This is a genomic window from Mesorhizobium sp. M7A.F.Ca.US.005.03.1.1, assembly GCF_003997975.1.
In the GTDB taxonomy this organism is placed as follows: domain Bacteria; phylum Pseudomonadota; class Alphaproteobacteria; order Rhizobiales; family Rhizobiaceae; genus Mesorhizobium; species Mesorhizobium ciceri.
Map to the genome: position 1 here is coordinate 1 of NZ_RZRO01000146.1, position 11,053 is coordinate 11,053.

Genomic DNA, 11,053 nt, shown 5'->3' on the forward strand with positions numbered 1-11,053 from the left:
GCCTTCATCCGCTCGCGAACCTCGCGGTCGTCCGGCCTGCTGGTCTGGTAGCGAACCGTCATGCGGCAACAGCCGATGGCTTTACACGCCCGCCGTTCGCTCATCCCGAAGCCTTCCTTCAGGCGAGCGACAGCTTTCCGCTTGGCGGCGGGCGTCACCTCAACGCGGCATTGTCGAGCATGGCGTCGGCCAAAAGCCGCTTCAGGCGCGTGTTCTCGTCCTCCAGCGCCTTCAGTCGCCGAGCCTCGGTGACATCCATCCCGCCGAAGCGGGCCTTCCAGTTGTAGATCGAGGCGTCGCTGACCCCGTGCTTGCGGCACAGATCGGCAACCGATACCCCGGCCTCATGTTCCTTCAAAATTCCGATGATCTGCTCTTCAGAGAAGCGGCTACGTTTCATGTCCTGGTCCTCTCGATGGGCCAGAACCAACTTCAACCCGGACTAGATCAGAGGGGCAAGGTCACGAGCGCTGCGGCCGCAGGCGGTGACGAGAATGTCCTTGTCATGGAAGGGATATCCAGCTCGGAGAGGCCTTGATAGCCTCTTGACGGAGCTCTGTGGAGCTCGGCCCGCACCTTTGACGACTTCCAGTTCGCAACCCGGGCGATCGTGATGGCGCGACAAACTTTACTGATGTGCATCGGCCGGCCGCGGCGAGGTCCACGACCGGCCTTCGCCTTCTTCGGCGGCACTTGCACGCGCGGCATTTACGTCAATATGAAACGGTGTTGTCGGCAAGGAGCGACAATGCAATCGCCGCTTCCCGCAGACGCCAGCCGGTGGTTCAGGCGACCCAATCCATATGTTCTTTCGCGAGCCACCAACGAGCGCCCTGCGACAATGCCGTTTCTTTGGCGCGCTGCAGGTAGTGAAGTCCCGCGTCCCGGCCCACGTCGGACGATTTCATGATCTCTGCCTCAAACATCAGCCTGTAGATTTCAGCTAGGTAAAATCTTTCATGGTTTTTCTCGGAGATGGTCAACGCGATATGGAGATTTCGCTTGGCGTCGTCGTAATTTCCGAACTTAAGCTGAGCCTGCGCTAGTAAAGAATATAGGAACGTTGTTTCAATCTCTTCCTTTGACTGCACTAAAAATTGAATGTTGCTAGACATCTCGTCGAGCGCGCCAATGACGTTGCCGCTCGTCGCGTCCGCCCAGTTTCGCATTATGTTCGCGCGACTCAGATAGATGTGCTCTCCATACTTCCGTGTGTGTTCGACGAGCTCAGAATTCAGTTCGTATATCTTGTCACTTCGGCCCATGCACTGGAACACATAGCAACAGTTGCTGAGAGCCGTCGCCAGGGCGTGGGAGGATTCGGTTCGCGCGCTTAAAACTGCGTTCTCGGCACTATCGGTGGCCATCTTGTCGAAGCCCAATAGCAGGAGTGTCCATGCAAGATAGCTAAGCGTCATACTGGGAAAGCAGTGCACGCCGGATTTCATGCCAGCCGCAACTGTCAAGGCCAGATCGAATTCGGTTCGGGCGTTTTGAAAGTTACCTAACATGAATTCGGCCATTCCCATTCCCTGACATGCACTGGCCATTGCAATCTGATCATTGACCTTTGCCGCCAATATTTTCATCTTTTCAGACGGCCGGATCGATTGGACGATGTTGCCAGCATTGAAATGCAAACCAAACTGCCAAGTAAGCGCTTCAAACGTTTCATTGTCATTTCCAAGGCGCGTGCTGACCTCTTCAGCTCGCACCATGTAGGCAAGTGGGTTCGCTGCAATTCCTTGAGACGCGTTCAGTGCGACGCCGTACGATAAGTAGATAAGCTGCAGATCGGTCAGGATTGGCTCTTCGTTGGGCGATTGCTCAGCCAGCGAAAGCGCTCTTCTGAGCAGCGCCGATGCCTCGCTAGTGGCGCCAGTCCGTAAGGCTCGGCGGCCCGCCGAGAGCCACTTGCGCAGGGCATTCACGGTGTCGTGGGCACATTCATAGTGGTGGGCGACTATTTCATCGGGAACGATGCCATCCCAATGCATCACCAAATGCTCTGCAATGGTTCGATGCATTTGCTGCGAGTCCGATTTGAGCAGGCTCGAATATATGGCGTCGCGCACAAGAGCGTGGCAGAACTCGTAGGAATATAACCCCTCGCTGCGCACCCTGCGAAATATTCTCAGCTCAATCAGCGTTTCGATCTGACGTTTCACATAGTCGAGTTCGACCCCCATGATTGCGGAGAGAATGTTTTCGCTGAAGCGGTCGCCCAGGACTGATGCAAGCTGAGCGACGGATTTGCAATCTCCCGAAGTATCAAATCGCCCCATCAATATTCCATGGAGCGGGTTTGGGATCGGCAACGCTCCGTTCCCTTGTGTCTGGACCTCGCGCAAATCGCTTGTAGCGACACAATGCTCCGTCAACTGCTCGACAAACAGCGGATTGCCGCTGCTGACTCGTTGAATCCGCTCTAGCATGGCATCTGATATCCCTGATCCGCGATTGCTCAACTCTGAGATCAGATATCGTGTCGATTCCGAGTCCAGGCGCGTAAGGGAGAGGAGCGTCATCGACACGCTACGCAACGGGTTGACCGTCGGTCTGCTTGTCAACAATACAAAAACTCTTTCAGTTTCTATAAGATCAATTAGTTTTTGGATGGTTTCCAGCGTTGATTCGTCGCTCCACTGGATATCTTCCACAATAAGCACCAATGCATAAGCGCTCGCCGCCTGCAGAATTATATGGATTAACTGTGATTGGAGCTCTGCTAGCCGTTGTGATGACGGACGGTCACCTACAGAACTTTGGCTCCCTCCAATTAACTCGCAGACATATTCTGCAAGTGAGTCCTCAAATAGGAGGACCTTGCGCAAATAGGCTTGTAGCTTCGTTGCGCGAACTGAAAAATCGTCGGCGTACTCAATGCCCGCCAGACGCTCTACACTATGGATCCAAGGATGTAACGGCGTAGAAATATATTGGCTATCACATTGAAATTTCAAGGTTACAACCGTCAATTTAGGCAGATCCCTGACAAATTCATGGACAAGTCGAGATTTTCCAATGCCCGGCTCCCCGACGATCGTTACCACTTGTCCGTGGCCGTCGCTGACCGCCTTCAAGCGGCTTTTAAGCAGATTAAGCTCTTCGGTTCGCCCGACATACGGGCTGAGATGCAGCGGAACAAAGCGTGAAGCATGTGGAAGTGGATGTTGCGCTTCCCAGACCGTGTAACTCTGGGAGAACCCCTTCAAACTGAGCGTCCCGGACGACCGAAAGGAGAACTTCGAGGAGCAAAGTCGCATTGTCGAATCGTCCACGAGAATCTGGCCTGGAAGACCGGCTTGTTCGAGGCGAGCCGCCATGTGAGCCGTTGCGCCGAACGCCATCAGACCCTTCTTTCCCTCGCCGTCGGAAGGGGCGTCGACTATCACTTTCCCGGTCGCGACCCCCAGTCTGCAAGTGAATCGATCGACGGAACTCAAAGATTCCAGCATCTCCCGCAACGCTACTGCTGCACTTAAAGCCATGAATGCCGAATCTTCGGATGCGGAGGGGTAGCCAAAAAAAGCCTGAAACCCATCGCCCGTATGGTGACCTATCGTTCCCCCAAAACCTTCAACGAGCGCATCGCAACGTCGAAAATAGGCCTGCAGGATCTCACGAATTCGCTCGGGGTCCCGCTCCTCTATGAAGGATGTCGAGTTAACGATGTCGACGTGGACAATCGAGATGACACGACGCTGATTGAGAGGAACGCTTACCATTTCGTAAAGTCGTCAAACCTCGCGTAACATGAGACAGAAAGCTAGCTCAACGTTTGGATACATGCCAACTCAAATCATCGACGATGGGATTTGCGTTGTCGGCATTGGTCCTCGTTGGAGGTGGCGTCGAGACTCGGAGGAGACAGTTCTCGATGGCTAATGACTTCGGGTTGCGTCGGCAGGCAATGACGTGTCGATCATCATCAGAGCGCTATACAAACCACACGGGGCAGGAAGCCGATCCAAAAAAGCGGGATCGTTTCCTGTTGGCAGCTTCCCTCGGCCGCGCTCGCGCATGGCGAAGGCCGACACCAAGGTGCAACGCGGCACCTCCTCGGAACGATCGTGGCTGCCGCGCGAGTCTTGCCGTCGATGGTCACCATTGCGAGAGCGCCCGCAAGCCCCTCGATCTTAGCAAAATGGCCAAAACAGCCGCGGTCGCGGCTTGTCGGCGACATTAAACATCGCTGCATTCTCCGAGTGAACGCGGCCCATACAATCAGAACGAACGCCATCCCGAAAACGTCGATATCCGAGTTCAATGCCGTGCGGCGGCCTTCGTCCACTTTTGTAAGATTGATCCATCTGTGTTACCGGTGCTACGGTTGGTCGGTATTGATGCTCGTGTTGCGATATGGGCCGCGGTTCCCGGATGCATGAGGTGAATTAAGCGCCAACTGGTATTCTATCGCGGCATCGACGCAACTAAGAGTGCGCTATTCATTCTATGTCGAAACCAGGGGAAGTATTGATCAGATCTCGGTGGAGGAAAGCGATGGCTGGCGGTAAGGGTAAAACGATTGAGAGCGTAACTGCGGAAGTCAATCGACTGGGCAGCTTGCTCAGCAAACAGGCGCAGCAAATCATCTCCATGAGCTCACGCTTGCATGACCTTGAGTTGATGTTAAGTGGCAACCTCGATCTCACGCTCACATCCGAGGCTGTTCGGCTAGCAGGCAAGGGCAGCAAGGGCAAAGGCGAGCGCGGCAAGGGTAAAGGCAAGGGCGGCAAGGGTAAAGGAAAAGGCGGCAATCCTACCCGGCCGCAGGACAGGCGTGATCCAGGCACCGGCGACGAACTTGTGTCTTAATGCACTCGCTGCGCTCCGCAGCGGCGTTTCGGGGAATTAATGTGTGGGATGGGAACCAAGAAGCGTTGTGGGAAAGCGTCTCGAAGGCGGGCTCGTTTGATCCCAGCATAGATCTGTCCCGGATAGATTATGATCGCATGATGGCGCGGTATGTGCCGCCTCAAGAGTATTCCAGAGAGCGTCTGTTCGAGGCGATGGCAAACCGGGAACCGGCGGTTTTAGTGGGCCATCCCTCACCCGTGAGGTCTCCTCTCGATGTGCTCGGCTTGCGTGATGCCGCCCACTGCATTGTTAAACGAATGGCCGAGAGCAGCGATGAGGCGACCTACTCCGTTGTGATGCGCGCCGAAGGGCGCAGGGTGCAACTTCGGCCATGCGAAATTGCTGAATTGTGGCAAAAGCAGACTGAAGTCTTCGGTATATCGGATTTATACATCCGGAATACATTTATGGAGGAGCTTATCGATCCTTCGAGGCTCAGCAGTTTTAATTTGCTGCTCAAGGCTTCAGACAAGGCAAGAAGCCAGGAGATGTTTAGCTTCGTCATCAGTGCCGAAGGCATGGTTACAGACTCTCATTCGGATGATCCTGACAGCAGCAACTTTTGCCTAGAGGGAAGGAAGCTCTGGATCTTCTGGGATACGTACGCCGGCTTGGCAGCTGGCCTTCAGGACGTGGAGCGCTTGCTTCTGACAACGAGTCCGCAGTTCGACATGAAGGTTTGGCTTTCCATGCCGAGCGCGCGTTGGTGCATTGTCGGTCCCAACGACACACTGTTTCTTCCAGCCAACTTCACGCATAAGGTCATCACGCTCGAACATTACGTGGGTGTGGGCGGCTTTTACGTATCTCTGCCGAACTGCCTTTCTCTGATAGCAGATTGGATCTATAGGGGCCCATTGTGGTCCAAGCTCGACAGAAAAAGCAGCAAGGCAATGCTTATTGGCGACATCGCTTTGGCCGTACAAAAAACAATCTTACGCCTGCGAGATTGCGATCTCGCTATAGGACAGGCTCTTGGATACGACTTTCTTGAGTTGGCGGCGCAAAATGTGATCCGGCGTTTGCCACAGAGCCAAATGGCGATGTTGTGGTCCGATCCGCGATTCCGGAATATCGCTGACAATATAGCCGCGCCTTGGCCATTTTCGAACAATGTGCCTCTGGCGTTTCAGCTTGGGAAACAGTCCATCCCGGAGCATTTGCAACAGACGACGGCCCGACACCGTTTCAATCGAGTTCCGTAACGGACTTCGCTCTCACGGCATCAAGGTTCCCTTTTTGCCGTTTTATTCCAGAACGGTGAAATCCATTGCAGCGCGACTACGAGGTGGCCCGTTGTAATTGATGGTTATTTCAGCGCCGGCACAAATACGACGAATAGCGCTGAATGTAATAGTGAGCTCCGTCCCGATACTGAATTTCGCATTCGGAAGAAAGCTATGGTTGTAAAGAGACCCATATCCGAGAGCAATAGCCATTATTCCGTCTTCCCAGTTAAATACGTAGTCAAATAATCCAAAGTTAGAATTCCAGGCATGTACCTCTGCCACCGGAATTATAATGACAGGAACCACCTCAATAACTGATCCTTTCTTGATCTCTTCGCGCGCATAGACGCCGCGCCCCTTTCCTTTTGCCCACCTCATCTCGACTTGGTGGCTATGCCGTAAGGTTGATTTGGCTCTCATTCTAACACCGACAGCCATGAATAACCGATACGCCATCGCGTCGGGACACGGCACAATAGCTTTGCATCAGCGGTATTTCTTGAACCATTCCAACACCGTTGAATGGTAATACTGGCTCCGTTCCGTACTCCAATTCGTATGATTTTGACCCGGAAATACAACCAGTCGACTTTCAATCCCGTTCAGCTTAAGCGCCTGATACATAAGCTCAGAGTTGTATATAGGGACGTTCCAATCCGCATCTCCACTAAGAAATATTGTTGGCGTCCGCACTCTGTTCACGAAGTGAATTGGAGAAACCGCATCGTAGAATTGACGATGGCGCCAAGGCGACCCCAGTTCCCACACATACCATTTCAACCACATGTCGGGCCCGAAATCGGCGGCGACAAAACTGCCGCCCGCCCCCGATGCTGCCGCGCGAAACTTCGTCGGCGCCCGCCCGATGACGCAGTTCGTCATATAGCCTCCATAGGAATAGCCGGTAACGAACAACTTTTTCGGATCGACTTGACCTTGCGCTATCACTTGATCAAGAGCAGAGAGAACGGCAGGTTTGGCGGTGCAACCCCAGTTGCGGAAGATACGAGACACAACCACCTGTTGTTGCCCGAGGGAACCAGGCGGATTCGGTTCGATCACTATAAAGCCGCTCGCAGCATAGAGCTGTGATACGATATCAAAGCCGAAGTGAAATTGCTCGTCCTGAGGCCCCCCATGGATATTCAGTATAGCCGGATACTTCCGCTTCGGATCAAAATCCGCGGGCTTCGTGACGAACATGTCGAATGCTGTCCCGTCTGCAGCTCGCGCCGACATGTGAGTCTTCGATGCCACGTTAATCCCATCTAGGTAAGCTCCATAGAAATTTGTAACGGAACCGAATTTTCCAGCAGATGGAACAACGTAGACTTCGGAGGCTGTGTTAAGTGCGCTCATCACCGCGACAGGCTGGTTGTCATGATTCACATCGAAACTCGTAATGAAGAGATCGCCGCTTAACACGTCCTCAGAATTGTAGGTCTTAAGTGAGACACGCGCGAGGTACTGACCACCCGACCTTGCGTAGAGATAGTATAAAAAATTTCCGTCGTACGAGAAGCGAAATGCCAGTACGTTCTGTCGAGAACCGTGCGTGAGGATTATTTCTCTTCGAGTGGTGACAGATACTATAGCTAATCGTTTGACAGCGTATGGACCGTGGCGTTCGGCGGCTGATAGATAGGCTATGCTTTTTCCATCGTTACTCCATGCCGGGGAACGCCTGTCCGCCGAACCGCGCGTCAAGCGCATTGCAGAGCCACCCTTTCCATCGTTTGCCGAGGTGATCCAGATTTCGCTGCGATATCTTAGTTCACTCGGGTATTCACGAATAAACGCAACGCGGCCCCCATCAGGAGACCAGGCCGGCTCCGAGTCTTCATTCAGACCTGCCTTACCATTTGGCGTATCACCAGTAAGCTGAACCAGAGCGTCCGATTCGAGCACTTGCGTAAAGATACGATCCTGCGAATTTTCTGATACGTAACCGCCACCGTCCGCCTTGAATTGAACTGCGTTTACTACAATGGGCTTGGGCTCAGTGCTTGGACCGCAATCTTGATCCGATTGAAGGCTGTAGATGGCGTGCGCTTGCGAGCATTGAGGACTACACCCGCAGGAGTTGCTCGCATTCCTTCTCCTGATATCTTTGTCTATGGCCGTGGCTAATTTTGCTCCGGAAAATAGCAATCTCTTTCCGTCAGGCGAGATATTTAGATCTCCAAAGTAATTTCCGATGTATTTCCGATCATATATAGACGCATTCAAACCGACTATGTCGACATAAATGATATATACGTTCATATCTTTATCTACGAGTAGGTAACTCAGCTTGTGGGCCTGAGAGTCCCAGCGCGGGGACCAACTCACCTCGGGTTCATTTAAAACCGGCTCGCCGCTCGAAGAAATTACGGAAATCCTGTTTGCACGTACAAACGCTATGTAGTTGCCATCCCCCGTAACTCGTAAATCTGTCGGTGGTTGCATGCAATCATAATCGTCTATACCGACGTTTCGTCGGTGATTACTAGACACAAAGTTCCTATCAGGACAGGTAACCGTCGACTTCTTGATACGAATTGAATTTAAATCCTCGGCGAATCCAAATTTCATACATAGCGTCAACAATATCACGAGAGCTGCACAGGCTTTTTTCTTGAAACCATAGGGTCCCGTTCCGCCCATGATCATTCTCCTTAGCCCAATCGCGAGTTGGTTCGCGTACAGAAGTCCGAAGGTGAATATACGCTTCTCCAAATCTGATGCCCAGAGAACCTTGGAGACGCCTCACGCCCCCACTTTAGAGACATCCATAGCGTGCGACCTAGCAGGTGCCGGCCGTGTGGATGGATTTCGCAAGTGGTGAGCTTCGTTTGGTGAGCTTCGTCGATGATCGAACGTACCCCGTGGGCCGCTTCGTTCTCTGTAGATCCGCGGCGCGAGGGCTGGGCCTCCGGCTAGACGATCCAACTCGGCAAATATCGTCCTCATCAAGAGCTTGTGTGGCGTGCCAATCCTACCTGGGGATCGAATTGCAGCAATGGCGCTCTCGCGGAACCATAGAGTGTCACTGTCGCGGGCCATGGAAGCTATTGGCGTTGCCTTCAGCCTAAAGGCGGGAAGTTTGCCCAATAAAGCGCTCGGCCATATTAGGAACCCCTTGTGAATTCCTTCACATACAAATTCTCCGCTCGGCGTACAACAGACGTCAGAACAGGCAATTTAGCCTCTCTTGCGGATAGATCTAGTAAAATAGCAAAGATCAAAATCCAAAGAGGAAGTTGGCCTTTGAGACTAAGCCAATTCCGTTCTCATCACAGATTTTTGTGGTGCCAACAACCAAGGGAGAGAAACATGTATAAGCTCGTTATGACTGCGTCTGCATTTCTGGTCTTCACGACACCTTCGTTCGCGATCGACTCCACCTTCGTCCACAGCCTTCGTGCCGACAATGGTGACTTCGAAACCCCGGGTGAGTTCAAGGGTCAACATTCAATGGCTTCTGAAGAAGCGTACGGCTTCCAGACAGGATCGATCGGGATCGCGGGTGGCGCTTCGAACTCCAAGTGCATAGGGGTCAGCCCAAGAGAGTACGACCCTCTGGGCCCGGATTGCCGGAACTGAGATCCAGATAGGGGCGGTGGTTAGCGCCACCGCTCCGCTTCCCAAAGCGGGTCGCGACATTCCTATGGACTTTAGTAGGACCCGACAATAGGTCGCGCGACAGCACTGGCAGAACCCGATCCATCCTGGGAACAGGTGATCTTGCTTCGTCACCGCGCCGGGAGGACGATTTGTTTACCCGGAGCCGGTCTTCATTGCACAATCTGATTTCGCAGCGCCGATACTCGCGCTCGCCTCTTGTGAATAGGCGACATCAGTCGCCGTCGTGCGACTCGGCGATGTGACGAAGAGCACCGGCGTTCCTTATTCGCAGGCCACCACGCTTGATTGCGATGATCGAACGGTTGCGCCAGTCGTTGAGCGTCTTATTGACGGACTCTCGCGTGGCGCCCAGGAATTCCCCCAGTTCGGACTGGGAGATCGGTATCCAGCCTGATCCATCCGCTATGACGCCTGCTAAAAAGACCAGTCGCTTCGCCAGTCTGGCCTCGATGCCAAAGAAAGCCTGATCCCCGAGTTCGCCGCTGACCCAACGCAGCCGTGCGCACAACAGTTCAATCATGGCGCGTGCCAGAGGTGGATTTTTTTCAATGCGATCAAAGAGTTGAGTCCGGCTTACCGAGGCCAGATCGCAATCGGTGAGGCAGATGGCGGTTGCGGTTCGCGGGCGCCCGTCGAGCGCGCCGATCTCTCCGACCAAGCTGCGCGAAAGCTCGATATTAGCCACCAACTTCTGGCCTCCCGGCGAATAGATCGAGATCTCCACCGTTCCGCTCATCACCCCGTAGATACGATCGGCTGGATCTTCCTGGACGAACAGATGCTGGCCCGCCGCGTAGCGTTCGACCTTGCAGCCGCTGAAAAGAAGATCGAACAGCGGCGGATCAATCCGTGCAAGGCGCGGCAGATCATTTCTGTCGTTCGCGCCGCCGAAAGCCATGTTAATTCCCCAATTCCGCAATCGCGTAACCTACGGCAAGAGAGAGTCGCGTCAAAGGCCGGTGTTCATCCAAATTTCGCCGCCTGGGAGGAGTGTCGGATTCCATCATAGCGCATCAATCGAGTTCGCTGCCCTATGCTGAACGTCGCCGAAAGATGAACGACGCTTCCTCGATAGTGGGTCTCACGATGTAGCGCTCTACCGACTCGAACCCCCATAAATGCTTGGATCAAGGTTGCACCACAGCGGATCCGGACACCCCGACCTCCTCCAGAAGGGCCCGGATCTCGTCGGGAGCCGCAAGACAGAAAGTTCGAAAAGCTTCTAGGAAACCCAAGCAGACTGAACGGCGCTGCGGACAATGAGGTTTACGAATACACCGGCGAACATTCGCATTGGGGCGGTCAATATCGTCGGCAGAAGAGCGTCCGAAAGGGCT

Annotated in this window: 7 protein-coding genes and 1 pseudogene; 3 read left to right on the top strand and 5 right to left on the bottom strand. The window is 53.7% G+C overall.

All coding sequences use genetic code 11. The features are described 5' to 3' along the window. Positions 1-400 (bottom strand): annotated as a pseudogene (locus tag EN990_RS33150) (transposase); the annotation flags it as partial. Positions 401-785: 385 nt separating this feature from the next. Further along, entirely contained in the window at positions 786-3,728 is a 2,943-nt protein-coding gene (locus tag EN990_RS33155) for an adenylate/guanylate cyclase domain-containing protein (protein WP_127368696.1), read from the bottom strand. A gap of 775 nt (positions 3,729-4,503) precedes the next feature. Here EN990_RS33155 and EN990_RS33160 point away from each other — a divergent pair. Both EN990_RS33160 and EN990_RS33165 read left to right on the top strand, forming a co-directional pair. Next, on the top strand, positions 4,504-4,818 hold the full coding sequence (locus tag EN990_RS33160) for a hypothetical protein (protein WP_127368697.1): 315 nt from the start codon (positions 4,504-4,506) through the stop codon (positions 4,816-4,818). Next, complete coding sequence (locus tag EN990_RS33165) at positions 4,818-6,065, top strand: hypothetical protein (RefSeq protein ID WP_127368698.1); 1,248 nt, start codon at positions 4,818-4,820, stop codon at positions 6,063-6,065. Before EN990_RS33160 ends, EN990_RS33165 begins: the two co-directional genes overlap by 1 nt. 42 nt (positions 6,066-6,107) lie before the next feature. Here the strand turns inward: EN990_RS33165 and EN990_RS33170 are convergent, their stop codons facing one another. Then, positions 6,108-6,527: an SET domain-containing protein-lysine N-methyltransferase gene (locus tag EN990_RS33170; RefSeq protein ID WP_206519184.1), complete on the bottom strand. Its 420-nt coding sequence runs from the start codon at positions 6,525-6,527 to the stop codon at positions 6,108-6,110. Positions 6,528-6,575: 48 nt separating this feature from the next. Continuing rightward, positions 6,576-8,735, bottom strand: coding sequence for a prolyl oligopeptidase family serine peptidase (locus tag EN990_RS33175; protein ID WP_164753612.1), 2,160 nt, complete (start codon positions 8,733-8,735; stop codon positions 6,576-6,578). A 669-nt stretch (positions 8,736-9,404) separates the two neighbouring features. On the opposite strand from EN990_RS33175, the gene EN990_RS33180 reads away from it, so the two are divergent. Beyond that, on the top strand, positions 9,405-9,674 hold the full coding sequence (locus EN990_RS33180) for a hypothetical protein (protein ID WP_127368700.1): 270 nt from the start codon (positions 9,405-9,407) through the stop codon (positions 9,672-9,674). A 253-nt stretch (positions 9,675-9,927) separates the two neighbouring features. On the opposite strand, the gene EN990_RS33185 is transcribed toward EN990_RS33180, so the two are convergent. Further along, positions 9,928-10,614 carry a Crp/Fnr family transcriptional regulator gene (locus EN990_RS33185; protein ID WP_127384860.1) on the bottom strand — a complete coding sequence of 229 codons (687 nt, stop codon included), beginning with the start codon at positions 10,612-10,614 and terminating at the stop codon, positions 9,928-9,930. Positions 10,615-11,053: the final 439 nt, after the last annotated feature.

Bases quoted from the DNA above. Each gene is read 5' to 3' on its own strand.
- EN990_RS33155 (WP_127368696.1), bottom strand. From the start codon at position 3,728: ATGGTAAGCGTTCCTCTCAATCAGCGTCGTGTCATCTCGATTGTCCAC.
- EN990_RS33160 (WP_127368697.1), top strand. From the start codon at position 4,504: ATGGCTGGCGGTAAGGGTAAAACGATTGAGAGCGTAACTGCGGAAGTC.
- EN990_RS33165 (WP_127368698.1), top strand. From the start codon at position 4,818: ATGCACTCGCTGCGCTCCGCAGCGGCGTTTCGGGGAATTAATGTGTGG.
- EN990_RS33170 (WP_206519184.1), bottom strand. From the start codon at position 6,527: ATGGCTGTCGGTGTTAGAATGAGAGCCAAATCAACCTTACGGCATAGC.
- EN990_RS33175 (WP_164753612.1), bottom strand. From the start codon at position 8,735: ATGGGCGGAACGGGACCCTATGGTTTCAAGAAAAAAGCCTGTGCAGCT.
- EN990_RS33180 (WP_127368700.1), top strand. From the start codon at position 9,405: ATGTATAAGCTCGTTATGACTGCGTCTGCATTTCTGGTCTTCACGACA.
- EN990_RS33185 (WP_127384860.1), bottom strand. From the start codon at position 10,614: ATGGCTTTCGGCGGCGCGAACGACAGAAATGATCTGCCGCGCCTTGCA.